General features: G+C 70.7%; 25 protein-coding genes. 10 read left to right on the top strand and 15 right to left on the bottom strand.

All coding sequences use genetic code 11. The features are described from left to right. Positions 1-165: 165 nt before the first annotated feature. Both ACFWVV_RS04365 and ACFWVV_RS04360 read left to right on the top strand, forming a co-directional pair. Complete coding sequence (locus ACFWVV_RS04365) at positions 166-1326, top strand: hypothetical protein (protein ID WP_384349659.1); 1161 nt, start codon at positions 166-168, stop codon at positions 1324-1326. A gap of 34 nt (positions 1327-1360) precedes the next feature. Further along, the gene (locus ACFWVV_RS04360; protein ID WP_384349656.1) at positions 1361-1867 is read left to right on the top strand and encodes a hypothetical protein; all 507 of its coding nucleotides are present in this window, start codon (positions 1361-1363) and stop codon (positions 1865-1867) included. A 154-nt stretch (positions 1868-2021) separates the two neighbouring features. On the opposite strand, the gene ACFWVV_RS04355 is transcribed toward ACFWVV_RS04360, so the two are convergent. Next, positions 2022-3500: a hypothetical protein gene (locus tag ACFWVV_RS04355; RefSeq protein WP_384349653.1), complete on the bottom strand. Its 1479-nt coding sequence runs from the start codon at positions 3498-3500 to the stop codon at positions 2022-2024. A gap of 261 nt (positions 3501-3761) precedes the next feature. On the opposite strand from ACFWVV_RS04355, the gene ACFWVV_RS04350 reads away from it, so the two are divergent. Beyond that, positions 3762-5627, top strand: coding sequence for an endonuclease/exonuclease/phosphatase family protein (locus ACFWVV_RS04350; RefSeq protein ID WP_384349651.1), 1866 nt, complete (start codon positions 3762-3764; stop codon positions 5625-5627). Between the two features lie 59 nt (positions 5628-5686). Here ACFWVV_RS04350 and ACFWVV_RS04345 read toward each other — a convergent pair whose 3' ends face one another. Beyond that, positions 5687-6388, bottom strand: coding sequence for an antibiotic biosynthesis monooxygenase (locus ACFWVV_RS04345; RefSeq protein ID WP_384349648.1), 702 nt, complete (start codon positions 6386-6388; stop codon positions 5687-5689). 136 nt (positions 6389-6524) lie between these two features. Further along, complete coding sequence (locus ACFWVV_RS04340) at positions 6525-7217, bottom strand: DUF4232 domain-containing protein (RefSeq protein ID WP_384349645.1); 693 nt, start codon at positions 7215-7217, stop codon at positions 6525-6527. 175 nt (positions 7218-7392) lie between these two features. Here ACFWVV_RS04340 and dapA point away from each other — a divergent pair, with 175 nt between their 5' ends. Then, the gene (gene dapA / locus ACFWVV_RS04335) at positions 7393-8391 is read left to right on the top strand and encodes a 4-hydroxy-tetrahydrodipicolinate synthase (protein WP_384349642.1); all 999 of its coding nucleotides are present in this window, start codon (positions 7393-7395) and stop codon (positions 8389-8391) included. Positions 8392-8462: 71 nt separating this feature from the next. Here dapA and dapD read toward each other — a convergent pair whose 3' ends face one another. Further along, positions 8463-9452 carry a 2,3,4,5-tetrahydropyridine-2,6-dicarboxylate N-succinyltransferase gene (gene dapD, locus ACFWVV_RS04330; RefSeq protein ID WP_384349640.1) on the bottom strand — a complete coding sequence of 330 codons (990 nt, stop codon included), beginning with the start codon at positions 9450-9452 and terminating at the stop codon, positions 8463-8465. 170 nt (positions 9453-9622) lie between these two features. Between dapD and ACFWVV_RS04325 the strand changes: the two genes are divergently transcribed. Next, a complete protein-coding gene (locus tag ACFWVV_RS04325; RefSeq protein ID WP_384349637.1) occupies positions 9623-10792 on the top strand; it encodes a hypothetical protein in 1170 nt (389 codons plus the stop codon). Positions 10793-10883: 91 nt separating this feature from the next. Here ACFWVV_RS04325 and ACFWVV_RS04320 read toward each other — a convergent pair whose 3' ends face one another. The 8 genes from ACFWVV_RS04320 to ACFWVV_RS04285 all read right to left on the bottom strand — a co-directional run bounded on the left by ACFWVV_RS04320 (position 10884) and on the right by ACFWVV_RS04285 (position 17430). Beyond that, on the bottom strand, positions 10884-11222 hold the full coding sequence (locus ACFWVV_RS04320) for a metal-sulfur cluster assembly factor (RefSeq protein ID WP_185025446.1): 339 nt from the start codon (positions 11220-11222) through the stop codon (positions 10884-10886). After that, positions 11219-11683 carry a Fe-S cluster assembly sulfur transfer protein SufU gene (sufU, locus tag ACFWVV_RS04315; RefSeq protein WP_384349634.1) on the bottom strand — a complete coding sequence of 155 codons (465 nt, stop codon included), beginning with the start codon at positions 11681-11683 and terminating at the stop codon, positions 11219-11221. Before sufU ends, ACFWVV_RS04320 begins: the two co-directional genes overlap by 4 nt. Before the next feature lie 13 nt (positions 11684-11696). Continuing rightward, positions 11697-12953: a cysteine desulfurase gene (locus ACFWVV_RS04310; protein ID WP_384349632.1), complete on the bottom strand. Its 1257-nt coding sequence runs from the start codon at positions 12951-12953 to the stop codon at positions 11697-11699. Then, positions 12950-13714, bottom strand: coding sequence for a Fe-S cluster assembly ATPase SufC (gene sufC / locus ACFWVV_RS04305; RefSeq protein WP_384349630.1), 765 nt, complete (start codon positions 13712-13714; stop codon positions 12950-12952). Before sufC ends, ACFWVV_RS04310 begins: the two co-directional genes overlap by 4 nt. 7 nt (positions 13715-13721) lie before the next feature. After that, positions 13722-14039: a non-heme iron oxygenase ferredoxin subunit gene (locus tag ACFWVV_RS04300; RefSeq protein ID WP_384349627.1), complete on the bottom strand. Its 318-nt coding sequence runs from the start codon at positions 14037-14039 to the stop codon at positions 13722-13724. Then, positions 14039-15220, bottom strand: a complete 1182-nt coding sequence (sufD, locus tag ACFWVV_RS04295) for a Fe-S cluster assembly protein SufD (RefSeq protein ID WP_384349624.1) — start codon at positions 15218-15220, stop codon at positions 14039-14041. The genes ACFWVV_RS04300 and sufD overlap by 1 nt, the downstream gene beginning before the upstream one ends. A 63-nt stretch (positions 15221-15283) precedes the next feature. Beyond that, positions 15284-16708 (bottom strand): Fe-S cluster assembly protein SufB, encoded by a 1425-nt coding sequence (gene sufB, locus ACFWVV_RS04290; protein ID WP_384349621.1) that lies wholly within the window; start codon positions 16706-16708, stop codon positions 15284-15286. Further along, entirely contained in the window at positions 16705-17430 is a 726-nt protein-coding gene (locus tag ACFWVV_RS04285; protein WP_384349618.1) for a helix-turn-helix transcriptional regulator, read from the bottom strand. Before ACFWVV_RS04285 ends, sufB begins: the two co-directional genes overlap by 4 nt. 183 nt (positions 17431-17613) lie before the next feature. On the opposite strand from ACFWVV_RS04285, the gene ACFWVV_RS04280 reads away from it, so the two are divergent. From ACFWVV_RS04280 to ACFWVV_RS04270, 3 genes are all read left to right on the top strand, one after another. After that, the gene (locus tag ACFWVV_RS04280; RefSeq protein ID WP_384349616.1) at positions 17614-18540 is read left to right on the top strand and encodes an ABC transporter ATP-binding protein; all 927 of its coding nucleotides are present in this window, start codon (positions 17614-17616) and stop codon (positions 18538-18540) included. 94 nt (positions 18541-18634) lie between these two features. Next, positions 18635-19417, top strand: coding sequence for an ABC transporter permease (locus ACFWVV_RS04275; RefSeq protein WP_384349613.1), 783 nt, complete (start codon positions 18635-18637; stop codon positions 19415-19417). A gap of 92 nt (positions 19418-19509) precedes the next feature. Beyond that, a complete protein-coding gene (locus tag ACFWVV_RS04270) occupies positions 19510-20481 on the top strand; it encodes a heme A synthase (RefSeq protein ID WP_384349611.1) in 972 nt (323 codons plus the stop codon). 73 nt (positions 20482-20554) lie between these two features. On the opposite strand, the gene ACFWVV_RS04265 is transcribed toward ACFWVV_RS04270, so the two are convergent. The 3 genes from ACFWVV_RS04265 to ACFWVV_RS04255 all read right to left on the bottom strand — a co-directional run bounded on the left by ACFWVV_RS04265 (position 20555) and on the right by ACFWVV_RS04255 (position 23304). After that, entirely contained in the window at positions 20555-21724 is a 1170-nt protein-coding gene (locus tag ACFWVV_RS04265; RefSeq protein WP_384349608.1) for an amidohydrolase, read from the bottom strand. 145 nt (positions 21725-21869) lie between these two features. Continuing rightward, positions 21870-22232 (bottom strand): hypothetical protein, encoded by a 363-nt coding sequence (locus ACFWVV_RS04260; protein ID WP_384349605.1) that lies wholly within the window; start codon positions 22230-22232, stop codon positions 21870-21872. Positions 22233-22347: 115 nt separating this feature from the next. After that, positions 22348-23304: a heme o synthase gene (locus ACFWVV_RS04255; RefSeq protein ID WP_384349602.1), complete on the bottom strand. Its 957-nt coding sequence runs from the start codon at positions 23302-23304 to the stop codon at positions 22348-22350. 390 nt (positions 23305-23694) lie between these two features. On the opposite strand from ACFWVV_RS04255, the gene tkt reads away from it, so the two are divergent. Then, positions 23695-25782, top strand: a complete 2088-nt coding sequence (gene tkt, locus ACFWVV_RS04250; protein ID WP_384349599.1) for a transketolase — start codon at positions 23695-23697, stop codon at positions 25780-25782. Between the two features lie 34 nt (positions 25783-25816). Continuing rightward, entirely contained in the window at positions 25817-26935 is a 1119-nt protein-coding gene (tal, locus tag ACFWVV_RS04245) for a transaldolase (RefSeq protein WP_384349596.1), read from the top strand. The last annotated feature ends 3 nt before the right edge of the window (positions 26936-26938 follow it).

The following is a 26938-nucleotide window of genomic DNA, read 5'->3' as shown; positions in this document are numbered from 1 at the left end:
CGGCGTGCCCGAGCGGCGTCCCCGTACGCACCGGCAGTCCCACGGACCCCGCACGTCCCGGGGCGTCCTGCACGCCAGGATGCCCCCCGGCGCCCCCGGGTGACCCTCCACGTACTCCATGCACGTCCATGCACCCCCTATGTACCGGGGAAGAGGTGGTCTGGCGTGAGCCAGCCCGAGATGATGCGAGGACCCACCGGCGGGCAGGTCAGTGACAGTTCCCGCCAGCAGGCGATGTCCGACTTCCTGCGCCCGCAGTCGCCGATGGCGAACGTGATCGGCTTCGGCCACGGCGTGAAGTGGGTCAACGGAGAACCCACCGGCGTGCCGGCGCTGCTCGTCCTGGTGAACCAGAAGGTTCCCGAGTCGATGCTGCCCGAGCGCGACGTCGTTCCGGAGCGGATGGACGACGGCACGCCCACCGACGTGCTCGCGGTCGGCCATGTGTCGGCGCAGCCTCAGACGTACGGCCAGCGGTACGGTGCCGCTGGTCAGGAGCAGGACCAGTACCGCCCGGACGGCCAGGCGGCCGATCGGTCGGCACGCTACTCGCAGCCGATGCTCGAAGAGCGGGGCGGCCAGGCCACGTTCGAGCCTCAGCTGCTCAGGCGGCGGATGCGCCCGTGCCCGTCCGGCTTCTCCGTCGGGAACGCGGCGGTGACGGCGGGCACGCTCGGCAGCGTGGTGTACGACTTCCTGCCCGGTGCCACCGTGGACCCGCCCGTCGCGGGTCTGGGCGCCCCGGCCAAGTTCTACATCCTCAGCAACAACCACGTACTCGCCGACTCGAACGGCGCTCCGGCGGGCAGCGCGATCCTCCAGCCGGGCCGCGCCGACGGCGGGCAGAACCCGGCGGACCGGATCGCCACCCTGGACCGGTTCATTCCGATCCAGTTCGCCCCGCAACTCCCCCTGGAACGCCACCACAACATCGTCGACGCTGCTCTCGGCGCGGTCGACTTCCAGGACGCGAGCCGCGAGCAGTACTTCAGCGGCGCGCCGCGCGCCTGGCGGCGCAAGATCAACGTTGGCGTCGGCAACCTGGTCAAGAAGACCGGCCGGACGACCAACATCAGCTTCGGCCGGATCCTGGCGGTCGACGCGACCATCGACGTCACCTACGGCCCGGCGGGTACGGCGCGCTTCAAGGACCAGATCCTCACCACGAACATCTCGGCGGGCGGCGACTCGGGTTCCCTGGTCACCTCCCTCGACAACGTGGCGCTCGGGCTGCTCTTCGCGGGCTCCCAGGTCGTGACCGTCGTCAACCACATCGAGAACGTACGCAGGCTGCTGCGCGTCGAAATATCCGAGCAGCTGGCCTGATGGCCACCGGACAGGAACGGAGGGACCACCGATCATGAGCACCCAGACACGCAAGTCGTCCAAGGGCGAGCCGGGCCAGTCAGGTCAGTCGGGCCAGTCAGGTCAGCAAGGCCGGTCGGGCCAGCAGGAGCACCGCTTCGTGAACCCGATGGGCACACAGGTCAAGACCCGCGAAGAGGCGTACGCCGCGGACCAGGAGTCCAGGGACGTCTCGGCCGAGGCACTCCAGACCGACGCGAAGCTCCGGCTGCACAACGGGGCGACCACGTTCGAGCTCGAAGTGCGCTACAACCCGAACACGTACCCCTTCGTGATCACAGGCGGGCGCGTCGTGTCCGGGATCTGCGGGGCGCCGTGGGAGATCACGGGCGGCTCGATGGGCCAGCAGTTGAGGATCACCGCCAAGCGGACCAGCGACACGTCGTGCGCGGCCACCCTCATCATCCTCGGTGAGTACCAGAACCCGCCGTCCTACCGGGGCACGTACGGCTTCAACGGGGCGTCGACCACGTTCCGCCACACCACGCGCTACCAGGTCTGACACCACCGCGCCTCCGGGCGGGCCGGGGACCTCTCCCGGCCCGCCCCCTCCCCGTGCCCGGGCCGGCAGCTCCCGTCCCCTCCCCGTGCCCGGGCCGGCAGCTCCCGTCCCCTCCCCGTGCCCGGGCCGGCAGCTCCCGCCCCCGGTCCCCGCCCTACGCCCGGGACCTCGCCTTGAAGGCCGCCTTCCGTGCCTCCTTGGCCGCCTTCTTCTCCGGATGCAGCCGCCCCACCGCTTCCAGTACCTCCGCCGTGGCCGGGTGCTCGACCCGCCACACCGCGTCGAAGAATCCTTCGTGCCGCCCGGTCAGCCCCGCCACCAGTTCGCGCAGCTCCGGCGACTCCTCCGCCACGTCCAGCTGCGCCGCGATGGTGTCGATCGCCAGCCAGAACACCATCTCTTCCGGCGGGGCCGGCACCTGCGCCACTCCCTGCTCGGCGAGCCAGACCCGCGCGAGGCCGCCCAGCTCCGGGTCGTCCAGCCGCTCCCGTACCGCAGGTTCGGCAGCCGCCCCGGCCAGCGACAGCGCCTGCTGGCAGCGCAGCCGGCGCAGCGGTCCGCCCTCGTCGGTTCCGCGCGCCGCATCCAGCAACTCAGCGGCCGCGGCGCCCGGTTCGCGCCGGGCGAGCCACTGCTCGATCTCGGCACGCACCGCCAGCTCGGGGAAGTACCCCACCGCGTCCAGCAGGGCGTCGGCGCCCTTGTCCGCGAGGTCGCCGACGGCCGGTGCGTGCACCCCCGCCTCCAGCATCCGGGCCCGTACTCCGTACAGCCCGAGCGGCGTCAGCCGGACCATGCCGTAGCGGGCGACGTCGTCCTCGTCCAGCTCGCCCTGCGCCGACGGGACGGACTCCTCGCCCTCCTCCGCCATCAGCGCCTCGTCGACCGGCGTGTACTCCACCAGGCCGACCGGTTCCAGCACCCGGAACTGGTCGTCGAGCCGCATCATCGCGTCGGAGACCTGCTCCAGTACGTCGTCGGTGGGCTCGCCCATGTCGTCCGGGACGATCATCGAGGCGGCCAGCGCGGGCAGCGGCACCGGTCCGTCCCCGGTGCCGCCGTCGGCCACGGTCAGAAGATAGAGGTTGCCGAGGACGCCCTCCAGGAACTCCGCCTCCTGCTGCGGGTCCCAGTCGAGACCGCCGAGGTCGACCTCGCCGTCCTCACCGAGCAGCGCGCCGAGATCGTCGAGCACGGGCGCGGTGGCGTCGGCGAACGCCGTCTCGAACGCCTCCAGCCACAGCCCGAGGATGTCCTGCGGGCTGCCGCCGGCCAGGAGCGCGAGCGCCTCTCCGGGCGCGGCCGTCCCGTACGCGTCCGCCGCCCCCGGGCCCTCGGGGTCGGTGATGTCGACGAGCCCGGTGTCGACGGCCGTGCGCCAGGCCTCGCTCGCATACGCCGCCGCGTCCTGCTCGTCCTCCACCCCGTCCGCCGGTCCGAGGCCCAACTCGGCTGCGGCCGCCGGGAGTTGCTCCTCGACCAGCTCGCCGCCCGCGCCGACCCTGGTGTCCGGCGAGGCCCAGCGGGCGAGCTTCACGGCCCGGGCGAACAACGGCGCGGCCAGCGCGTCCCGCGCCAGCTCCGCTTCCGAGTGCAGCCGCACCGGCGGCAGGGTGGGGCGGTCTTCGGACATCTGGGGGTTCTCCTCGGGCGAAGCGTTCGTCACGTGGGACGTCGGGCAAGGACGACGGCACGTGAACGTGCGGAAAGACGGGGTTCGAGCGGCACCCAGCGTAGACGCATTTGCACCGGTCCCATGGGGTTCATGTACCCGTCAGGTTTCGTGCACCCGGGGATCACCCGCCGAACCTTGACAACACCTGTACGCACACAAGAGATTGACGCGCGTAGAAACCTTTCCCGCTACGCCCTGCCCTCACCCACGGAGTACCCGATGACCTCCCGCCACGCACGTACCGGAAGCAGCCTCCCGAGAACCACCGCGGTCGCCGCCCTCCTCACCACCGCCCTCGCCGCCGGCCTGCTCACCGGCGCCACGAGTGCCTCGGCGGGCGACGCGGACGCCGCGGCCCCGGCCCGTATCCACGACATCCAGGGCACCACCCGGATATCCCCGCTGGCCGGGCAGCAGGTGACGGACGTCGCGGGCATCGTCACCGGTGTCCGCGCCTACGGCTCGAAGGGCTTCTGGTTCCAGGACCCCCAGGGAGACGGCAACGCGGCCACCAGTGAGGGCGTCTTCGTCTACACCGGTGCGAACCCGACGGTGGCCGTCGGCGACGCCGTCAAGGTGTCCGGCACGGTGGGCGAGTACATACCCGGCGGTGCGAAGTCCGGCAACCAGTCGCTCACCCAGGTCACCAAGCCGACGGTGACGGTTCTCTCCTCCGGCAACCAGGTGCCCGCGCCGGTCGTCGTCGACTCGCGGACGGTGCCCTCGCGTTACGCCCCGGCCGGTGACCCGCAGGCGGAGAACAGCATCAACGCGCTGCCGCTCGCCCCGTCCCGTTACGCCCTGGACTACTACGAGTCCCTCGAAGGCACCAACATCCGGATCGGCAGCTCCCGGGTGGTCGGCGCGAGTGACGCGCACGCCGGGCTGTGGGTGACGGTCAAGCCGTGGGAGAACGACAACCGGCGCGGCGGCACGGTCTACGGCGGTTACGACGCCCAGAACACCGGCCGCATCCAGATCCAGCAGCTGGCTCCGCTCGCCCAGCAGCCCTTCCCGAAGGGAGACGTCGGCGACGTGCTCTCGGGCACCACCGAGGGACCGCTGGACTTCAACCAGTTCGGCGGCTACACCCTCACCGCCCGCACCCTCGGCAAGGTCGTCGACCGCGGGCTGGAGCGCGAGCAGACCCGCAAGCAGTCGAAGCACGAGCTGGCGGTGGCCACGTACAACGTGGAGAACCTCGACCCGAGCGACCCGCAGGAGAAGTTCGACGCGCTCGCGGCTGCGGTCGTCACCAACCTGGCCTCGCCCGACATCATCGCTCTGGAGGAGATCCAGGACGACAACGGCGCGACGAACGACGGCACCGTGGGCAGTGCGGCGACGGTGAAGAAGTTCACGGACGCGATCCTCGCCGCGGGCGGCCCTTCGTACTCCTCGACCTCCATCGACCCGCAGAACAACAAGGACGGCGGCGAGCCCGGCGGCAACATCCGCCAGGTCTTCCTCTACAACAGCGACCGGGTCTCCTTCACCCACCGCGCGGGCGGTGACGCGACCACGCCCACCGGCGTCGTACGGGAGAAGGGCCGCGCCGCCCTGACCCTCTCCCCCGGCCGGATCGCCCCCGCGGACGCCGCCTGGGAGAACAGCCGCAAGCCGCTGGCCGCCGAGTTCTCCTTCCGCGGCAGGCCGGTGATCGTGATCGCCAACCACTTCGGTTCCAAGGGCGGCGACGAGGCCCTGTCCTCGCACCACCAGCCGCCGGTCCGCTCCTCGGAGGCCAAGCGGCTCCAGCAGGCGCAGGCGGTCAACACGTTCGTGAAGGACGTGCTGAAGGCCGACCGGCGGGCGAACGTCCTGGTCGTCGGCGACATCAACGACTTCGAGTTCTCGGCGACGACGAAGGCCCTGACGGCGGACGGCGCCCTGCACGCGGCCGTCAAGTCGCTGCCCCGCGCGGAGCGTTACTCGTACGTCTTCCAGGGCAACAGCCAGGTCCTGGACCAGATCCTGACCAGCCCGTCGATCCGCGACTTCCGTTACGACAGCGTGCACATCAACGCCGAGTTCTCGGACCAGAACAGCGACCACGACCCGCAGGTGCTGCGCTTCCGGCCGTAGCCGGTACAGGCCCGCCCCGCAGGCACAGCGGTCTCCAGCGCCCCCGCACCGCGTCCCCGCTATGCGCCCGCGCTCAGACTGAGCGCGGGCGCATAGCGCCGGATCCTGCTGCCCGTCAGCCCGGGGAATGCGTGCACGCGCTCCCACTCGGGGGACGGCGCGCCGTCCCCGGGGGCGTGGAGCAGGGCAAGGTGGGCGGCGGCATCCGTCCACTCGGCGTAGTTGAGGGCGCGGGTGCCGTCCAGGGAGACGTGGAAGTGCGCGGAGAGCGACCCGTCGGCCTGCCCCGTTTCGCCCGCGGACGCGGTGAACACCGCATCCACCCACTCCCGCAGCCGCGCCGGGTCGCTCCCGTCGAAGTCCACCTCGATCACGGCTACGCAGCCCGGGAGCCGGTCGTCGTCCTCGGTGACCATGCTGCGGTGGAGCGTGTACGAGTCGAGGCCGAGGCGGCGCACCCCGGGTACGGCGGCGTCGATCTCCGCGTTGCGCTCGTCGCGGCCCCGGCGGAAGAAGGCCTGGTAGGCGTTCTCGTCGGGCCACTGGCTGTAGTGCAGCAGCGTCCGGCCCTCCTCACCGGTGTACACGCTGTACGACAGCGGTCCGGCGTCCGGCCAGTCGCGCGAGAGCCACGCCCTGCCGATGGCGTCCACGGCGGTCCGCTGACCGTCCGGTGAACCCACGTCCCAGGTGCTCACCTTGACGACGCCGACTCCCGGCCGGAGCAGGTCGGTACGGCTGCGGGCAACTGCTGCGGTCATCCCGGGTCTCCTCGGTCGGGCGCCCGGGATGCCCCGTGCGCTGCTTCGAGGATCATCTTCAAACCTCAACCGCGCCCGAGGTCAAGCGGGTTGGCGGGGCGGCTGTTCAGGGCCCGGCAGGCGTGCAGGGCTGCCGTCACCGGGGCAGGCCGGCCGCCCAGGGGGTGACGTCGAAGGCGTCCACCATGCGCACGTCCTCCGCCAGCGGGAAGCTGCGCGCGTGGTGCCCGGGACCGGCCGCGATCTCCAGCGCCTGGGCCTTCTCCACTCCGTCGTAGGGCCGCCAGTCGAGCCGGGAGTACGCGCGGCCGCCGGGCGGCAGCGTCAGCTCGGCGTCCTCCTTCTTGCCCTCCTCGCGCACGTTCACCTCGATGTCGACGACCGTGCCGTCGGAGGCGTACGCCTTGACGGAGGGACGCCCGGAGAGCTGCTGGGGGGTGGCGCCGCAGTTGGTGAGGGTGAGGACGGCGATCCTGCGCATGAGGGCCGCCTGGATCTCGCCCATCTCCACACGCAGCCCCGCCGGGCAGGCCTGAGGGGCGGGAGGAGTGTAGGTGCCGTCGGCCGGGGGCGGAGCGGCGGCGTCCTGCGCGGCGGTGGGGCGGGCGAGGCTGCCGGGGGCGGACGGAGCGGGGCTGCCGGTGGGGGCGGGGCTGCCGGTGACGGCTGGGCTGCCGCTGGGGGCCCCGGTGACGGTGGGCGAGGGCGGCGCTCCGCTTTCCCTCGCGTGGGGGTCCCCCTCACCGGGCGGCACCAGGAACCCGTCGCAGCCGGTCAGCACCGCCCCGCAGAGCAGTGCCGCGGCCACCGCCCGTATCCGTACGCCCATCGTGTGCGCCCCTCTGCCTCACCGCGCGGCCGCTGCCGTGCCGCCCCTGCCGGGGATCATGCCAGAGGGACACGTGCCCACCAGCTCCCCGGCCTCAACTCTTCATGATTGCTGACCATTTGAGCGTAGGAGATCTAAGTAGACCTTCACGGTCCCGGCGACCGACACTGCCCCCATGACGCTCCCCGCCCCCGCGGCCCCCTTCGGCCGCGCCCTCTGCGCGATGATCACGCCGTTCTCCCCCGCCGGTGACACCCTCGACCTGCCCGGTGCCCAGCGGCTGGCCAACGCCCTGGTCTCCGGCGGCGGCTGCGACGGACTCGTTCTAAACGGCACCACCGGCGAGTCCCCCACCACCTCCGACGCGGAGAAGGAGGCACTCGTGCGGGCAGTCCGGGAGGCGGTCGGCCCCCATGTGCCCCTCCTCTCGGGAGTCGGCAGCGCACACACCGCGCACTCCGTCGAGCTGGCACGGCAGGCCGAACGGGCGGGCGCCGACGGCCTGCTGCTGGTGGCCCCCTACTACAGCCGACCGCCCCAGGCCGCGATCGAGGCGCACTTCTGCCGGGTCGCGGACGCCGTCGCCCTCCCCGTCATGCTGTACGACATCCCCGGCCGCACCGGGGTCCGCATCGAGACCGAGACCCTGCTGCGGCTCGCCGGGCACCCGCGTATCGCCGCGGTCAAGGACTGTGCGTACGACCTGCTCGGCAGCGCCAAGGTGATGGCCCGCACCGGCCTCTCCTACTACGCGGGCAGCGAGGAGCTGAACCTCCCGCTGCGCGCGGTGGGCGGCACCGGTTACGTCAGCACGGTCGCGAACGCCGCCCCGCACGCCCTGCGCGCGGCCCTGGCGGCGTACGACCGGGGCGACGTCGCCTCGGCCACGCACCATCACCGGCGGGCACTCCCCCTGATCGAGCTGATGATGGCGTCCGGGCTCCCCGGCACAGTCACCGCCAAGGCACTCCTGCACGCCCTGGGACTGCCCGCGGGGCCGCCCCGCGAGCCCCTTCAGCCCGCCGGAGCGGCGGTCACCGACGCGCTCCTGGCCGCCCACGCGACCCTGACCGCTAATCAGGGCCTGTCGGCCCCCAACGTCCCGGCCGTCACGGCTGTCACGGCTGTCCCGGCTGGAAACCCGGGTGCCCCGGCCGCCTGGCGGACCCCGTAGCGGCACAGCGAGGGCGGGCGCCGAAGCCCTCGCTTCAGCGCCCGCCCTCGCGGTGTACCGGCAGCCGGTGATCAGTTGTGGCTGTGCAGCACGTCGTTGAGGCCGCCCCAGACCGCGTTGTTCGGGCGGGCCTCGACGGCGCCGGTCACCGAGTTGCGGCGGAAGAGGATGTGCGAGGCGCCGGAGAGCTCGCGGGCCTTGACGATCTGCCCGTCGGGCATCGTGACGCGCGTGCCCGCGGTGACGTACAGACCCGCCTCGACGACGCACTCGTCGCCGAGCGCGATGCCCACGCCGGCCTCGGCACCGATCAGGCAGCGCTCGCCGATGACGATGCGGACGTTGCCACCGCCGGAGAGGGTGCCCATGGTGGACGCGCCGCCGCCGATGTCGGAGCCGTCGCCGACGACGACGCCCGCGGAGATGCGGCCCTCGACCATGGAGGTGCCCAGCGTGCCGGCGTTGAAGTTGACGAAGCCCTCGTGCATGACGGTGGTGCCGGCGGCCAGGTGCGCGCCGAGCCGGACCCGGTCGGCGTCGGCGATGCGGACGCCCTTGGGTGCGACGTAGTCCGTCATCCGCGGGAACTTGTCGATCGAGGTCACCTGGAGGTGCAGGCCCTCGGCGCGCGCGTTCAGGCGCACCTCTTCGACCGCGTCCACGGCGACCGGGCCGAGCGAGGTCCACGCCACGTTGGCGAGCAGGCCGAAGAGGCCGTCGAGGTTCTGGCCGTGCGGCTGGACCAGGCGGTGCGAAAGGAGGTGCAGACGCAGGTACGCGTCGTGGGCGTCGAGCGGCTTGTCGTCGAGGGAGGCGATGACCGTACGTACGGCGACGACCTCGACGCCGCGGCGGGCGTCCGGGCCGACGGCCTTGGGGGCAGCTGCGCCCAGGAGTTCGGCGGCGCGCTCGGCGGAGAGGCGCTCGGTACCGGCGGGGCCCGGCTCGGCGACGAGCTCGGGGGCGGGGAACCAGGTGTCGAGGACGGTGCCGTCGGCGGCGATGGTGGCGAGTCCGGCGGCGACGGCGCCGGTGGTGCGAGAAGCAGTCGTATCGGTCATGACAGGAAACCTAACCGGCGGCGGCCCGCCCGGGCGAACCGGTCTCGTCCTGCGGGCTGCCCCGGTGCGCCCCCACGGCCCGCGCCTCACCGTTCCGGGAACCGTACGCCCCCGGCTACCGTGGGCGGCTGACCACCCATCCGGACACCACGAACACCACGGAGCACCCAGTGAGCCACTTCTCGGGCGGACCCCACCAGAGCCCCCCGCCCGGACCGCCGGGGCCGCCAGGGCCCGGGCCCGGCTGGGGAGGCGGCTGGGGGCCGCCCCCCGAGGCGCCCAAGCCCGGGGTGATCCCGCTGCGCCCGCTGGCCGTCGGGGACATCCTGAGCGGCACCTTCGCCGCCTTCGGAAGTCACTGGAAGCCGCTCATGGGCATGGCCGCGCTGGTCTACGGGCTGGCGCTGGTGGTCACCGGAGGTGCCGCGGCCCTGGCGGTCGGCTCGCTGACCGACGAGTTCCAGGTGATCGAGCAGTCGATCCGCGCCGATGAGCCGAACCCGCCCTGGGACCCCTTCCGCACCATCGGCCTCACCTTCGGCGGGGTGGCTCTGGTCGGCCTGGTGTGCCTGCTGCTCGCGACGGCGATGACCCAGGCCGCCTCGCCCGCGGCCCTCCAGGAGGCGGTGCTCGGCCGCCGGGCCGCCTTCGGTGCGCTGTGGAGCCGTGCCGTCCGCAGGCTGCCCGTGGTGCTCGCGGTGCTGCTGGTGCCGTGGCTGATCATGTTCGTGGTGATGGCGCTGCTGATGACCGGATACGCGGCGCTGATGTTCACGCTGGTGGAGCGGGGCGGCGACGGGCCGGCGCCGACGCTTACCGCGGTGGGGCTGCTGGGTGCGCTGCTGCTCGGACCGCTCGCGGTCTGGCTGTGGGTGCAGTTCAGCCTGGCCCCGGCCGTCGCCGTCTTCGAGAACGCGGGCCCGATGCGGGCGCTGCGCCGTTCGGCCCGGCTGGTCAAGGGCTCCTGGTGGCGGATCTTCGGGATCACGATGCTGGTCTGGCTCATGGCGATGGTCGCGAGCTGGTTCATCCAGGTGCCGTTCGCTCTCCTCGGGATGTTCTCGATGATCCCCTCCCTGGACATCGGACCGACCACCGACGACGAGGCGGAGTTCTTCCGGATGATGGCCTCCATGGGCGGCTATCTGCTGATCAGCATGCTGGGCGGTTTCGTCAGCCAGATCCTGGTGACCTTCTTCCCCCAGCTCGCCACCGGACTGCTCTACGTCGACCAGCGGATCCGGCGCGAGAACCTGGCCCCCGCGCTCGCCGACGCCGCCCCCGTACCGCCGGGGTACCCGCACGGCCCCATACCCCCGCCGGGGCACCCGCAGCACTGAAAGAACACCACGGAAAACGGCTGTGCCCCCGGCGCTCGCGAGGAGCGCCGGGGGCACAGCCGTACGCACGGACCACCGTGGCAGGCGGAACTCAGACGTTGAAGCCGAGTGCGCGCAGCTGCTCGCGGCCGTCGTCCGTGATCTTGTCCGGGCCCCACGGCGGCATCCAGACCCAGTTGATCTTGAGCTCGTTGACGATGCCCTCGGTGGCGGACTTCGCCTGGTCCTCGATGACGTCGGTCAGCGGGCACGCCGCGGACGTGAGCGTCATGTCGATGGTCGCGATGTTCGCGTCGTCGACGTGCACCCCGTAGATGAGGCCCAGGTTGACGACGTCGATGCCCAGCTCGGGGTCGACCACGTCGTACAGGGCTTCGCGGACCTCTTCCTCGGAGGCCGGCTTGGTCGTCACAGTCGTCTCGTCGCTCATGCCGTCTCCTTCTTCGCGCTCTCGCCCAGGGCCTGGGCGGTCGCGTCCTTCCATGCCATCCAGCTCAGCAGGGCACACTTCACCCGGGCCGGGAACTTCGAGACCCCGGCGAACGCGACCGCGTCCTCCAGGATGTCCTCCATCGCGTCGTCCGGCACCAGGGCGCCCTTCGACTGCATCAGCTCCAGGAAGGTCTCCTGGATCTTCCGCGCGTCGCTGAGGTCCTTGCCGACCAGGAGGTCGTTCAGCACCGAGGCGCTGGCCTGGCTGATGGAACAGCCCTGCCCCTCGTAGCTGACGTCCTCGATGCGCTCGCCGTCGTACTTCACCCGGAGCGTGATCTCGTCGCCGCAGGTGGGGTTGACGTGGTGCACCTCGGCGTCACCGTCGCGCAGGCCGCGCCCGTGCGGATGCTTGTAGTGGTCCAGGATGACTTCCTGGTACATCGAATCCAGCTTCACTGTGCTCCCCGCCCTACCCGAAGAAGTTCCGTACGTGCTCCAGGCCGTCGACCAGGGCATCGACCTCGCCGGGCGTGGAGTACAGATAGAACGATGCTCGCGTGGTCGCGGGAATTCCGTACCGCAGGCAGACCGGACGTGCGCAGTGGTGTCCGACCCGCACCGCGATGCCCTCCTCGTCGAGGACCTGGCCCACGTCGTGCGGGTGGATGTCGCCGAGCGTGAAGGAGATCGCGGCACCACGGTCCTCGGCCGTCGCCGGGCCGATGATCCGCAGGTCCGGGACTTCGAGCAGGCGCTTGACGGCGTACTCGGTGATCGCGTGCTCGTGGCGCGCGATGTTCTCCATGCCGATCGCCGAGAGGTAGTCCACGGCCGCGCCGAGGCCGACGGCCTGGGCGATCGGGGGCGTACCCGCCTCGAACTTGTGCGGCGCCGGGGCGTAGGTGGACGAGTGCATCGACACGGTCTCGATCATCTCGCCGCCGCCGAGGAACGGCGGCAGGTCCTCCAGGAGCTCCTGGCGTCCCCACAGCACACCGATGCCCGTCGGGCCGACCATCTTGTGGCCCGTGAAGGCCACGAAGTCGGCCTGCAGTGCCTGCACGTCGAGCACCATGTGCGGGGCGGCCTGCGAGGCGTCGATGCAGACCAGGGCGCCGACCTGCTGGGCGCGCCGGATTATCGTCTCGACCGGGTTGACGGTGCCGAGCAGGTTCGAGACCAGGGTGAAGGAGACGATCTTCGTCTTCTCGTTGATGATCTCGTCGATGTTCGACAGGTCGAGCCGGCCGTCGTCGGTGAGACCGAACCACTTCAGCTTCGCGCCCGTGCGCTGCGAGAGCAGCTGCCACGGCACGATGTTGGAGTGGTGCTCCATCTCCGTGATGACGATCTCGGTGTCGCGGTCCACCCGGTAGGGCTCGTCGGCCCAGGTGAGCATGTTCGCCACGAGGTTGAGCGACTCGGAGGCGTTCTTCGTGAAGATCACCTCGTTGCGGCTCGGCGCGTTGATGAAGGCGGCGACCTTGTCGCGGGCGCCCTCGTACAGCGCCGTGGCCTCCTCGGCGACCGTGTACACACCGCGGTGCACATTGGCGTTGTGCCGCTCGTAGTACTCGTTGAGCGCGTCGAGCACCTGGCGCGGCTTCTGGGAAGTAGCGGCGGAGTCCAGGTAAACGATCTTCTTGTCCCCGTGGACGATGCGGTCCAGCAGGGGGAAGTCCTTGCGGATCGCGTCCGTGTCGAGGAGGCCCGGCAGTTGTGTCACGCGGCTGCGCCACCCTTCGTGTACTTCTCGTAGCCCTCGGCCTCGAGCTGGTCGGCCAGCTCCGGACCACCGGACTCCACGATCCTGCCCGCCGAGAAGACGTGCACGAAGTCCGGCTTGATGTAGCGCAGGATGCGCGTGTAGTGCGTGATCAGCAGCGTGCCGACCTCACCGGTCTCGCGGACGCGGTTGACGCCGTCGGAGACCTGGCGGAGCGCGTCGACGTCGAGGCCCGAGTCGGTCTCGTCGAGGATGGCGATCTTCGGCTTCATGAGCTCCATCTGGAGGATCTCGTGACGCTTCTTCTCACCGCCGGAGAAGCCCTCGTTGACGTTGCGCTCGGCGAAGGACGGGTCCATCTGGAGCTGCTCCATGGCGGACTTGACCTCCTTCACCCAGGTGCGCAGCTTGGGGGCCTCGCCGCGCAGCGCGGTGGCCGACGTACGCAGGAAGTTGGACACCGAGACGCCGGGGACCTCGACCGGGTACTGCATGGCGAGGAACATGCCGGCGCGGGCGCGCTCGTCGACGGACATCTCCAGGACGTCCTCGCCGTCGAGGGTGACGGTGCCGCTGGTGATCGTGTACTTGGGGTGACCCGCGATCGAGTACGCGAGGGTGGACTTGCCGGAGCCGTTGGGGCCCATGATGGCGTGGGTCTCGCCCTGCTTCACGGTCAGGTCGACGCCCTTGAGGATCTCCTTGGTGCCGTTCTCGACATCGACGGAGACGTGCAGGTCGCGGATTTCAAGCGTTGCCATGGGGTACTCAGGACTCCTGGGTGACGGAGACGAGCACATCGTCCCCTTCGATCTTTACGGGGTAAACGGGGACGGGGCGCGTCGCGGGAAGGCCGGACGGCTTGCCGGTACGGAGGTCGAAACTGGAACCGTGCAACCAGCACTCGATCGCGCAGTCCTCCACCTCGCCCTCCGACAGCGAGACGTTCGCGTGCGAGCAGATGTCGTTGATCGCGAAGACTTCGCCCTCGGTCTGGACGAGCGACACCGGCGTGCCGTCGACCTCTACCCGCCGGGGGGTGTCGGTCTCCAGCTCGCTCAGCGACGCCACTCGTACGAACGCCATCAGACGGTCGCCTCCAGCTCCTCGTCGATCTTCGCGAGCAGCCGCTCCTCGACGTCGTCGAGGCCGATCTGCTGCACCAGCTCGGCGAAGAAGCCGCGTACGACGAGGCGGCGCGCCTCGTCCTCGCGGATGCCGCGCGACTGGAGGTAGAAGAGCTGCTCGTCGTCGAAGCGGCCGGTCGCCGAGGCGTGGCCCGCTCCGGCGATCTCGCCGGTCTCGATCTCCAGGTTGGGGACCGAGTCGACGCGCGCGCCGTCGGTCAGCACCAGGTTGCGGTTCATCTCGTACGAGTCGGTGCCCTCGGCGGCGGCCTGGATCAGGACGTCGCCGATCCACACGGCGTGCGCGTCCTGGCCCTGCAGCGCGCCCTTGTAGGCCACGTTGGACTTGCAGTGCGGGACGTTGTGGTCGACCAGGAGGCGGTGCTCCTGGTGCTGGCCCTTGTCGGTGAAGTACAGGCCGAACAGCTCGGCGGTGCCGCCGGGGCCGGCGTACGAGACGCGCGGGTGCAGACGGACCACGTCACCGCCGAAGGTGACCACGACGGACTTGAAGGAGGCGTCGCGGCCCACCAGCGCGTTGTGCTGCGCCACGTGGACGGCGCGGTCGTCCCAGTCCTGCACGGACACGACGGTCAGCTTCGCGCCGTCGCCGAGCACGTAGTCCACGTTGGCGGCGAGTACCCCGTCACCGGTGTGGTCGATGACCACGACGGCCTCGGCGAACGCGCCGAGCTCGATCACCTGGTGGCCGTAGGCCGTGCCGCCCTCGCCGTGCACCGCGATGCGGATCGGCTCGGTCAGGACCTGCTCCTTGGGCACCGAGACGACCGAGGCCTTCTCGAAGGAGGAGTACGCCTGGGCGGCGACCCGGTCCACCGGCTTGCCGGCCCTGCCGAGGCGGGCGTCGTCCCGGTCGACCGTCTCGACGGTGACGCCGTCGGGGGCGTCGACCCGCACGGTCAGCACGCCACCGGCCTCGGCGGTGCCGTCGTGCAGACCGCGGAGGCGGGCGAGCGGGGTGAACCGCCACTCCTCCTCGCGGCCGTGCGGCACCGGGAAGTCCGCCACGTCGAAGGACGGCGGCGCACTCATGCGGGTGGCGACGGTGGACTCCGCGGCCACCGCGATGGAACCGGCAGTGGTCGAACCCACCGGGATGTTGGTCTGGGCCTCAGCCATGGCTGTCGTGGTGCTCTCTCTCTGGGTCAAGAAGTCGGGGCGTGCGGATGGAGGGCGGAACGGTCAGCCGACCGAACCCTCCATCTGCAGCTCGATCAGCCGGTTGAGCTCCAGGGCGTACTCCATCGGGAGCTCCTTGGCGATCGGCTCGACGAAGCCGCGCACGATCATCGCCATCGCCTCGAACTCGGTCATGCCGCGGCTCATCAGGTAGAAGAGCTGGTCCTCGGAGACCTTGGAGACGGTCGCCTCGTGACCCATCGACACGTCGTCCTCGCGGACGTCCACGTAGGGGTAGGTGTCCGAACGGGAGATGGTGTCGACCAGCAGCGCGTCGCAGAGCACGTTGGACTTGGAGCCCGGGGCGCCCTCGCCGATCTCGATCAGACCGCGGTAGGACGTGCGGCCACCGCCGCGCGCCACCGACTTCGAGACGATGTTGGACGACGTGTTCGGCGCCATGTGCACCATCTTCGCGCCGGCGTCCTGGTGCTGGCCCTCGCCCGCGAAGGCGATGGACAGGGTCTCGCCCTTGGCGTGCTCGCCCATCAGGTAGACGGCCGGGTACTTCATGGTGACCTTGGAGCCGATGTTGCCGTCGACCCACTCCATGGTCGCGCCCTCGTACGCCACGGCGCGCTTGGTGACCAGGTTGTAGACGTTGTTCGACCAGTTCTGGATCGTCGTGTAGCGGCAGCGGCCGCCCTTCTTCACGATGATCTCGACCACTGCGCTGTGCAGGGAGTCGGACGAGTAGATCGGGGCGGTGCAGCCCTCGACGTAGTGCACGTAGGCGTCTTCGTCGACGATGATCAGCGTCCGCTCGAACTGGCCCATGTTCTCCGTGTTGATACGGAAGTAGGCCTGCAGCGGGATCTCGACGTGGACGCCCTTGGGCACGTAGATGAACGATCCGCCGGACCACACGGCCGAGTTCAGCGACGCGAACTTGTTGTCGCCGACCGGGATGACGGTGCCGAAGTACTCCTGGAAGAGCTCCGGGTGCTCCTTCAGCGCGGTGTCGGTGTCCATGAAGATGACACCCTGCGCCTCCAGCTCCTCGTTGATCTGGTGGTAGACGACCTCGGACTCGTACTGGGCCGCGACACCCGCGACGAGGCGCTGCTTCTCCGCCTCGGGGATGCCGAGCTTGTCGTACGTGTTCTTGATGTCGGCGGGCAGGTCCTCCCAGGACTGGGCCTGCTTCTCCGTGGAGCGCACGAAGTACTTGATGTTGTCGAAGTCGATCCCCGAAAGGTCCGAGCCCCAGTTCGGCATGGGCTTCTTGCCGAACAGCTTCAGACCCTTGAGACGCAGCTTCAGCATCCACTCGGGCTCGTTCTTCTTCTCCGAGATGTCGCGGACGACAGCCTCGGACAGGCCGCGCTTGGCCGCGGCGCCTGCCGCGTCGGAGTCGGCCCAGCCGAACTCGTACGTACCCAGGCCCTCGAGTTCGGGGTGGGCAGTCTCCTCGATAGGGAGAGTCATGCGGGGTTCCTCCCGGCCGTGCTTGCTGATGCTGAATGACTGGTCTTGGGGATGTACGTCGTGCAGACGCCGTCGCCGTGGGCGATGGTGGCCAGCCGCTGGACGTGGGTCCCGAGCAGCGCGGAGAAGACCTCGGTCTCCGCCTCGCAGAGCTGCGGGAACTTCTCCGCGACGTGGGCGACAGGGCAGTGGTGCTGGCACAGCTGCTCTCCGACCGGTGCGCTTCGCGCCGTAGCAGCGTACCCGTCGGCGCTCAGGGCCCTTGCCAGAGCCTCGGTGCGCTGCTCGGGCGGCGCCGCCTCGACGGCCTCGCGGTACGCCTCGGCCTGCGCGGCGATCCGGGCACGGGCGAACGCGGTGACGGCCGCCTCGCCCTGCTCGCCGCCGCCCGCCGCCCGGGAGATCCAGGTGAGGGCGTCGGCCGCGAGGGAGTCGTAGGACTGGTCGAAGGCGTCCCGGCCGCACTCGGTGAGGGCGAAGACCTTGGCGGGGCGGCCTCGCGTACGCGCGCCGTAGACGCGCTGTTCCTTCGCCTCGACCACGTCGTCCGCGGCGAGTGCGTCGAGGTGGCGGCGCACGGCGGCCTGAGTGAGGCCGAGGCGCTTCGCCAGATCGGCGACCGTGGACGGGCCGTGGTCCAGGATGGAGCGCGCGACCCGGTTGCGGGTGGACCGCTCACCGGTTGCCGCGTCCTCCTGCGGGACCTCGCCAACGTATTTCACAACGCCATTGTTGCGTAATTCCTCAGAGCCTGACAACCCGGGCCTGCGACCGGTGTCGGTGCCCTGCGTCACTTAGGTAAACCTAAGCTGACCTGCGCAAATGATCATTTCGCAGGTCAGCGGGGGTGAGTCGGAGCGGGCCCCGCGCCGCCGGGCATGCCTGCTCCTGCCTAGACTTCCCGCATGTCACCTCAGCCCGTCGTCCAGGTCCAGGGCCTGGTCAAGCGGTACGGCACCAAGACCGCGGTCGACGGCCTCGATCTCAGCGTCGCCGCAGGCACCGTCACCGCAGTCCTCGGCCCCAACGGCGCCGGCAAGACCACCACCGTCGAGACCTGCGAGGGCTACCGGAAGCCGGACGCCGGCACCGTCCGCGTCCTGGGACTCGACCCGATCGCCGACGCGGCGAAGCTGCGGCCGCGGATCGGGGTGATGCTCCAGTCCGGCGGCGTCTACTCCGGCGCCCGCGCCGACGAGATGCTCCGCCACATGGCCAGACTGCACGCCCACCCGCTGGACGTGGACGCCCTCATCGACCGGCTGGGGCTCGCCTCCTGCGGACGCACCGCCTACCGGCGGCTGTCCGGTGGCCAGCAGCAGCGCCTCGCGCTCGCGCTGGCCGTGGTCGGCCGCCCTGAGCTGGTCTTCCTCGACGAGCCGACCGCCGGCCTCGACCCGCAGGCCCGGCGCTCCACCTGGGACCTGGTGCGCGAGTTGCGCACCTCGGGCGTGGGCGTCATCCTCACCACCCACTTCATGGACGAGGCCGAACAGCTCGCCGACGACGTGGTGATCGTCGACGCGGGCAAGGTCATCGCCCAGGGCACCCCCGCGGACCTGTGCCGGGGCGGCGCCGAGAACACGCTGCGCTTCACCGGACGCCCGGGCCTCGACCTCGCCTCCCTCCTCAAGGCGCTGCCCGCCGACAGCGCCGCGCAGGAGCTCATTCCGGGGACGTACCGCATCGGCGGGAAGATCGACCCCCAGCTCCTGGCCACGGTCACCTCCTGGTGCGCCCAGCACGGGGTCATGCCGGACGGGATCTCGGTCGAGCGCCGCACTCTCGAAGACGTCTTTCTCGAGCTCACCGGTAAGGACCTGCGCCCATGAACCCGCCCCTGACGCACGCCGCCCCCGGCCGGGGGTCCGGGGGTCGCCCCCCGGGCACACACAGTCTCGAGCTCACCGGTAAGGACCTGCGCCCATGAGCACCGCCCCTTACACACCGATGCCGGGAGCGGCTCCGCTCGGCCGGATGATCGCGGCGCAGACCGCGCTCGAAACGAAGATGCTGCTGCGCAACGGCGAGCAGCTGCTGCTGACGGTGATCATCCCGGCGCTGCTGCTGGTGCTGTTCTCGGCCGTCGACATCATCACCGTGCCCGTCTCACCGGACGGGGCGGGCAAGTCCGTCGATTTCCTCGCCCCCGGCATCCTCGCGCTGGCCGTCATGTCGACCGCCTTCACCGGACAGGCCATCGCCACCGGCTTCGAGCGGCGCTACGGAGTGCTCAAGCGGCTCGGCACGTCGCCGCTGCCGCGCTGGGCCCTGATGACCTCCAAAACACTGTCGGTGCTGGTGACCGAGGTGCTCCAGGTGGTGCTGCTGACCGCGATCGCCTTCGGCCTCGGCTGGTCGCCGCACGGCGATCCGCTCTCCGTACTCCTCCTGCTGGTCCTCGGCACGGCGGCCTTCTCCGGTCTCGGGCTGCTGATGGCGGGCACTCTCAAGGCGGAGGCCACGCTGGCCGCCGCGAACCTGGTCTTCCTGCTGCTGCTGGTCGGCGGCGGGGTGATCGTGCCGCTGGAGAAGTTCCCGGACGCGGTCCAGTCGGTGCTCGGGCTGCTGCCGATCTCCGCACTCTCCGAGGGGCTGCGCGACGTGCTCCAGCACGGGTCCGCGATGCCGTGGGGCAGCCTCGGGATCCTCGCGGTGTGGGCGGTCCTGGGGCTCGGCGCGGCGGCGAAGTTCTTCCGCTGGGAGTAGAGCCGCACCGGAGGGCGGGGTGCGGGCTGGGAGTGACATCACAGTCCGCCACCGCCCCCCCTCGTGAAATCCTGCACAAGCGCCCGCCTACGATGGTTGCCGTGTTGAACCCCCTCGCTCTCATCGCCCAGCGATGGACTCCCACCCCGCGCGCCCTGCGGCGCGCCGCGCTCACGGCCGTCGTGATGAGCGTCTTCATCATCGTGACCGGCGGCGCGGTCCGTCTCACCGGCTCCGGCCTCGGCTGCGACACCTGGCCCAAGTGCACGCAGGACAGCCTGTTCGTCACGCCCGAACAGGGCTTCCACGGGTTCGTCGAGTTCGGCAACCGGATGCTCACCTACGTGCTGTGCGCCGCGGTCGGCCTGGCGATCATCGCCGCACGGTCGGTGAAGCCGCGCCGGCGCGGTCTGACCCGTACCGCGTGGTCCATGTTCTGGCTGGTGATGTGCAACGCCGTGCTCGGCGGCATCACGGTGTGGATGGGCCTCAACCCCTGGACGGTCGCCGGGCACTTCCTGCTGGCGAACGTTCTGCTGACGGTCGCGACGGTCGTATGGCACCGCACCGGTGAGGGCGACGGCGAGCCGAGGCCGCGCGTGCCGCGCCCGGTCCGCAGGCTGTCCTGGGCACTGGCCGCGGTCACCGTGGCCCTGATCGTCCTCGGCACGTCGGTGACGGGATCGGGCAAGCACGCGGGCGACAAGAGCGAAGTACCGCGCATGCCGTGGGACTGGACCGCCGCCGCCCATCTGCACGCCATCGCCGCCTGGGTGGTCTGCGCGCTGGCGATCGCGATGTGGCTGGTGCTGCGCATGGTCGACGCGCCCGCCGACACCCGGGCCCGCGCCCGCGACCTGCTGGTCGTGCTGCTCGCGCAGGGTGCCATCGGGTACGTCCAGTACTTCACCGGGGTCCCGGAGATCCTGGTCGGCGTGCACATGCTCGGCTCGGCGCTGCTGTGGATCGCGGTGGTCCGGCTGCTGCTGACCCTGCGCGAGCGGGCCGTGGAGAGCGCGGAGATCCCGGCACAGCCGGAGACCTCGGTCTCGGCGGCGGTCTAGCGCACAGGAAGGCTCCGCGGCGGTCGCGAACACAGAACGAGTGGTCCAGCGCACAGGACGGCTCCGCGGCGGCCTAGAACACGGCACGGGTGACAGGCCGGCAGGTGCCCTCGCCCGTCCGGGGCGCGGGAGCGGCGGCCGGCCGGGCAGCGCCCCTGCCGGCATCCGTGAGCCGGTAGACGCGCCGCGCGTTGCCCGCCGCGATCAGCCCCGCCACCCGTTCGGCGTCCGCCCCCGACCACGCCCCTTCCGCCACCCAGCCGCCGAGCACCCGGCCCAGCGCCGCCCGGAACACCTGCGCGCCCACCACGTGCAGCTCGGGCAGCCCGCGCGCGCCGCTGGAGAACAGCAGCTTGCCGAAGGGCGCCAGCTCCAGCAGCTCCGCCAGGACCTCGGGAGCCCGCGCCCCGGAGTGCGCGAGCACCGGGCCCAGGTCCGCGTACACATGCGGGAAGAGGCTCGCCAGCCGGGCCGCGTGCCGGTGGTGGGGAGCGTCGTGCAGCAGCACCAGATCGGTGCCGAGCCCGGCGGTCGCCGCCGCGAACAGGGTCAGCTGCTCCGGCTCCCCCGCGACGTGCAGCTGGAGCGGCAGCCCGCGGCCGACCGCGTTCCACAGCAGGTGCCGCAGCAGTACGGGATCGCGCAGCCGGTCCCCCGCCCGCCGCCGGGCCAGCCACCGCCCGGCCGCCCCGCGCACCTCGCCGGGCCCCGGCGGGTGCGGTGCCAGCGCGAGCCCGTGCCGTACCCCGGCCACCGAAGTGAAGGCCACCGCCGACGCACCGGCGGCCTGCATCGCCTCGCCCAGGTTGGCGAGGAATCCCTCCGCGGTCCCCGAGGTGTCGGCGATCTGTTCCGCCAGTGGTTCCAGCCGTACGATCTCCCGCGCCTCGGCGTCCCCCGCGGCAGCCAGCTCGCCCGGTGCCATCAGGTCGCCCGGCAGACCGGTGTCGACGAGGTAGGTGGCGATGCCGGTGCCACGCAGCAGCAGCCGTCCGGCCGTCGGCACGCCCAGCTCGCGGCGCCGGGCCAGGTAGCGGGCGGGCGGGCAGTGCGGTTCCAGGCCCAGCAGGGGCGGGCACCAGCGGCGTACGGCGAAGCCCGTCTGGGTGTCGAAGAAGGTGGTGCCGGGCGCGGGCGGCGCCGCGGTGCGGCCGAGGTGCGCCTCGAAGGTGCCGAGGCCGAGCTCGGTGCGGAGCACCCCGTGGCAGTACTGGTCGACCAGGGACAACGGGGTGACGAACATCGGGGCTCCCGGGGCGGACCTGTGCGGATGCGACTCCTACACAGGTCCTAACGGGTGAGCCCCGCCCCGGGTACTGCCGGGCCCTGCCCGAAGGCGGGCCCTGCCCGAAGGCGCGCGGTGGCCGAAGCCGGACGGTGCCCGACGGCTACTGCTGGGTCCGGGCGGCCGGCGGGTTGGGACTGCCGCCGAGCTGGATGCCGGCCATCCGCTTCCACTCGTAGGGCCCGGTCTCGACCTTGGCAGCGAATTCGCCGTCGAAGTCCTCGTGGACGGTGATTCCGGCCTTCTCGGTGGCCGCCTTCGCCACGTCGTAGGTGGGGGCCACCAGGTCGCCCCAGGCACCGTCGTCGCCGACCAGCACGATGCGGGTGCCCCGCTGCCCGATGTACGCGAGCTGCCCCTCGGCGCCGCCGTGCTGCCCGGCGAAGGCGCCGATCTGCTTGGCCAGCTTGGCGGTCCTGCGCTCGGCCGACTTCTCGGCCCGCTCTGCCTGCTTGGTGTCTGCCATGAGCAGGATGCTACCGACGAGTAGCCAAACGCGCGACGGGCGGGACGCGTGGCCTTGACCACGTGTCCCGCCCGTCGGCGGAGACGTACCGCCGGCGCCCGTCCGGCGGACAGACCTAGAAGCGCAGGAAGGGGTCCACCGCGACCGCCACAAAGACCAGCGAGACATAGGTGATCGACCAGTGGAACAGCCGCATCTCCTTGAGTTTCGCGCCCGTGACCTCGGCCTTGGCGCGGGCCATCAGGCCGTGCGCCTCCCAGAGCCACCAGCCGCCGGAGACGGCGGCGACCGCGGTGTAGAACCAGCCCGTGTAGCCCAGCGGCTGGAGCAGCAGGGACACGGCGACCATGACCCAGCTGTAGAGCACGATCTGCTTGGCGACGGCCTTGTTGCCCTTGATGACCGGCAGCATCGGCACGCCCACGCGCGCGTAGTCGTCCTTGACCTTCATCGACAGCGGCCAGTAGTGCGGCGGCGTCCAGAAGAAGATGACCAGGAAGAGGATGACGGCGGCCCAGGACATCGAATTGGTGACCGAGGACCAGCCGATGAGGACCGGCAGGCAGCCGGCGATGCCGCCCCAGACAATGTTCTGCGCGGTGCGGCGCTTCAGGATCATCGTGTAGACGACGACGTAGAAGAGCAGCGCGCCCAGCGACAGCGCGGCGGACAGCCAGTTGATCAGCAGTCCGAACCAGAGCGTGGAGATCACCGCGAGCGAGAAGCCGAAGACCAGGCACTCGGCGGGGCTGACCATGCCGGTGACCAGGGGACGCTGCGAGGTGCGGTCCATCAGCGCGTCGATGTCACGGTCGATGTACATGTTGAGCGCGTTTGCGCCACCGGCGGAGAGGTAACCGCCGATACAGGTGGCCAGCACCAACCAGAGATCGGGAACACCCTGCTCCGCCAGGAACATCACCGGAATGGTGGTGATCAGCAGAAGCTCGATGATCCGCGGCTTGGTCAGTGCAACAAACGCCTTGACCCGTGCTCCGAACGGCCGATGGCCCCCCGGGCTGGGAGTCGAAGCGACCCCTGCGGGTCGGGACTCGACGGCCGTCACGCACACCCCTGACAGAGAATTCCTGAAGCAAGCTCCGGGCGTGAAAGCCCGGTGGAGACTTGCGCGTACCACGCCACTCTAGACGTTGCCCATACGCCGCTCTTCGCCGGGGTGCCCCGTGTTGGGCCGACTGTGGAGGGCTCCGGGAGCGGTCCCGGAGCCTCGGTACACAAGGAGTACCGTCCGTATGTATACGGAAATGCGCTCGTCGGGAGGTTGCCGGGAGGCGAACTCCACACCCCGCGCGCACTCTGGACGTACGTGTCTTTTTCCAGTCACGGGCGTCCGCGCGGAGCCGAAATTTCGCACGTTCCTGCGGGGGTAGGCTCGACAGCGCCCCGGTGCGGCGAATAGTCACCGGGCCCAAATCATTGTGGAGAGGAGCCCTGACCCAGGGTGAGCACCAAGCCGACCACCACAGACCTTGAGTGGACCGAATTGGACCAGCGGGCCGTAGACACCGCCCGTGTCCTGGCCGCGGACGCCGTACAGAAGGTCGGCAACGGCCATCCGGGTACGGCGATGAGCCTGGCGCCGGCCGCGTACACCCTTTTCCAGAAGGTGATGCGGCACGACCCGGCGGACGCCGAGTGGACGGGCCGGGACCGGTTCGTGCTGTCCGCCGGCCACTCGTCCCTCACGCTGTACATCCAGCTGTACCTGGCCGGGTTCGGCCTGGAGCTGGACGACCTGAAGGCGTTCCGCACCTGGGGCTCGAAGACGCCGGGCCACCCGGAGTACGGGCACACCACCGGCGTCGAGACCACCACCGGGCCGCTGGGCCAGGGTGTCGCGAACGCGGTGGGCATGGCCATGGCCGCCCGCTACGAGCGCGGTCTGTTCGACCCCGAGGCGGCCGCGGGCGAGTCCCCGTTCGACCACTTCGTGTACGCGATCGCCGGTGACGGCTGCCTGCAGGAGGGCATCTCCGGCGAGGCGTCGTCGATGGCCGGGCACCAGAAGCTCGGCAACCTGGTCCTGCTGTGGGACGACAACCACATCTCGATCGAGGGCGACACGGAGACCGCGGTGTCCGAGGACACCATGAAGCGGTACGAGTCCTACGGCTGGCACGTCCAGCGCGTGGCCCCCAAGCCGGACGGCGACCTGGACCCCGAGGCGCTGTACGACGCGCTCATGGAGGCCAAGAAGGTCACTGACAGGCCGTCCTTCATCGCGATGCGCTCGATCATCGCCTGGCCCGCGCCGAACGCGCAGAACACCGAGGCCGCGCACGGCTCGGCGCTCGGCGACGACGAGGTCGCGGCCACCAAGCGCGTGCTCGGCTTCGACCCGGAGAAGACCTTCGAGGTCTCCGAAGAGGTCCTCGCCCACACCCGCAAGGCGCTGGACCGCGGTGCGCAGGCGAAGGCGGAGTGGGAGAAGGGCTTCGACGCCTGGCGCACCGCCAACGGCGAGCGCGCGGCCGAGTTCGACCGGATCGCCGCGGGCGAGCTGCCCACGGGCTGGGAGGAGAAGCTCCCCTTCTTCGAGACCGGCAAGGGTGTCGCCACCCGCGCCGCCTCCGGCAAGGTCCTGCAGGCGCTGGGCGCGGTCATCCCCGAGCTGTGGGGCGGCTCCGCCGACCTCGCGGGCTCGAACAACACCACCATCGACAAGAACTCCTCGTTCCTTCCCGAGGGCAACCCGCTGCCGGAGGCCGACCCGTACGGGCGCACCATCCACTTCGGCATCCGCGAGCACTCGATGGCCGCGGAGATGAACGGCATCGCCCTGCACGGCAACACCCGCGTCTACGGCGGCACCTTCCTGGTGTTCTCCGACTACATGCGCAACGCGGTGCGCCTGTCCGCACTGATGCACCTGCCGGTGACGTACGTGTGGACGCACGACTCCGTCGGCCTCGGTGAGGACGGCCCCACGCACCAGCCCGTCGAGCACCTCGCGTCGCTGCGCGCCATCCCCGGCCTGAACGTGGTCCGCCCCGCGGACGCCAACGAGACCGCGATCGCCTGGCGCGAGATCCTCAAGCGGTACACGAAGGTCTTCGGCAAGGGCGCCCCGCACGGCCTGGTGCTCACCCGTCAGGGCGTGCCGACCTACGACGTCGACGAGAACACCGCCAAGGGCGGCTACGTGCTGTTCGAGGCCGAGGGCGGCGATGCCCAGGTCGTCCTGATCGGTACCGGTTCCGAGGTCCAGCTCGCGGTCGAGGCGCGTGAGGCGCTCCAGGCCGAGGGCGTCCCGACGCGGGTCGTCTCGATGCCGTGCGTCGAGTGGTTCGAGGAGCAGGACCAGGGGTACCGGGACAGCGTCCTGCCCCCCGCGCTCAAGGCACGAGTGGCAGTCGAGGCCGGTATCGGTCTCACCTGGCACCGTTACGTCGGTGACGCGGGCCGCATCGTCTCGCTGGAGCACTTCGGTGCCTCGGCCGACGCCAAGGTCCTCTTCAAGGAGTTCGGCTTCACGGGCGAGGCGGTCGCCGCCGCCGCCCGGGAATCCCTCGCCGCCGCCCAGCGCTGACGACCGCATACACGACTGAGGAGATGCATCACCCATGACAGACGCACTCAAGCGCCTCTCCGACGAGGGCGTGGCGATCTGGCTCGACGACCTGTCGCGCAAGCGGATCACGTCCGGCAACCTGGCCGAACTGATCGACCAGCAGCACGTCGTGGGCGTCACCACCAACCCCTCGATCTTCCAGAAGGCGATCTCGCAGGGCGACGGTTACGACGTCCAGCTGACCGACCTCGCGGCCCGCAAGGTCACCGTCGAAGAAGCCATCCGCATGATCACGACGGCGGACGTGAGGGACGCCGCCGACATCCTGCGCCCGGTCTTCGACGCGACCGAGGGCCAGGACGGCCGGGTCTCCATCGAGGTCGACCCGCGCCTGGCCCACCACACGCGCGCCACGGTCGCCGAGGCCAAGCAGCTGGCCTGGCTGGTGGACCGCCCCAACACGCTCATCAAGATCCCGGCGACCAAGGCCGGTCTGCCGGCCATCACCGAGGTCATCGGCCTGGGCATCAGCGTCAACGTCACGCTGATCTTCTCGCTGGAGCGCTACCGCGCCGTGATGGACGCCTACCTGGCGGGCCTGGAGAAGGCGAAGGCCGCGGGCCTGGACCTCAGCAAGATCCACTCGGTGGCCTCCTTCTTCGTGTCCCGCGTGGACACCGAGATCGACAAGCGCCTCGACGCCCAGGACTCGGACGAGGCCAGGGCCCTCAAGGGCAAGGCGGCACTGGCCAACGCCCGTCTCGCCTACCAGGCGTACGAGGAGGTCTTCGCCGGTGAGCGCTGGGCTGCGCTCGACAAGGCGCAGGCCAACAAGCAGCGTCCGCTGTGGGCCTCGACCGGCGTCAAGGACCCGGCGTACAAGGACACCATGTACGTCGACGACCTGGTGGCGCCGGGCACGGTGAACACCATGCCGGAGGCGACCCTGGAGGCCGCCGCCGACCACGGTTCGGTCACCGGCAACACGATCGCCGGCAAGTACGAGCAGGCGCGCGCCGACCTGGATGCCCTGGAGAAGCTCGGTGTCTCCTACGACGAGGTCGTGGAGCTGCTGGAGTCCGAGGGCGTGGACAAGTTCGAGGACGCCTGGAACGACCTGCTCAAGTCGACCGAGGCCGAGCTCAAGCGCCTCGCACCTTCGGAGGGCTGACCA

Source organism: Streptomyces sp. NPDC058663 (genome assembly GCF_042716745.1).
Lineage (GTDB): Bacteria > Actinomycetota > Actinomycetes > Streptomycetales > Streptomycetaceae > Streptomyces.
The sequence above is the reverse complement of the archived record's forward strand: the minus strand, read 5'-3'. Positions and strand labels throughout refer to the sequence as shown.